The sequence below is a fragment of the Natrinema soli genome (genome assembly GCF_028618695.1).
Genome location: NZ_JAQIVI010000108.1, coordinates 1 through 954, shown reverse-complemented (window position 1 = coordinate 954; position 954 = coordinate 1). Strand labels below are relative to the sequence as shown.

Below are 954 nucleotides of genomic sequence, written 5' to 3'. Positions count from 1 at the left end.
GAACACAATGTATCGCTCTAACCTTGACATCCTTTTTTGCAGGTATCGTAATAATTATCATCCGCTAGTATTGATAGTTATTTGTAAAATTCGCTGAGCTAACGACAATACAGAGATTCATAATCATGTTACCTAATTCGAATTCTTCGGTGGAAGAAACTAGCACTGGTGTGGAAACTAACAATAAGACAGTACCGGGAGGGATACTCAATCTCGGGAGTGACGAGGGAAAGCAAGTAGGTCAGCAGAACCGCGCAGGAATTAGACTTGAAACGAAAGAAATCATCGATACCTTACAGTGTCGTCTTTCTGCTCAGACTGCAGGAGTCATTACAGCCTATTTAACTGATGACTCAGGAACAGTCATAGAACGACAAACGGTTGCAACGCTCAAGGGTGGTGATACATTCGAGTTTGAGGCAGCACTCAAAGCCGGAAAGAGCTACCGGATTCTATGTGACGCCCAAGGCTACGACTATAGCCGGGGTCGAACGACAGCCTCCTATCCACTCGAGAGTGATTCCCTCGTAGTCACACACGGTATTTACAATGGAAGTGGCGCCCCATCAAACACATATCGGTACTGCATCGATCAAATTCGAACCAGTAATACAGCTGCCGAAAAAGGTGCTGCAATCGATCTAGCGACCGATGATGAAACGCAATCGTGGAACGGACTGAATAAACAATCGGGCGTTCGAATTGAGACAACGGCCAGTATTGATGGCCTTATCTGTCGTCTCTCAGAGAATACTACCGGGCTCACGACAGCCTATTTGACAACTGATTCAGGAGACGTCTTGGAACGACAGACAATCGCAACGCTCGAAGCTGGCAATTCGTTCACATTTGATACGTCACTCGCCCCTGCGGAGGCGTACTGGATCATCTGCGATGCCCGTGGCGATGACTACATCCGGGGGCGTGCTGAAGTTACATATCCGGTTCGGGCGG

General features: G+C 47.7%; 1 pseudogene. It reads left to right on the top strand.

Annotated features, from left to right (window positions below):
- Positions 1–149 precede the first annotated feature (149 nt).
- Positions 150–954 (top strand): annotated as a pseudogene (locus PGX04_RS07660) (hypothetical protein); the annotation flags it as partial.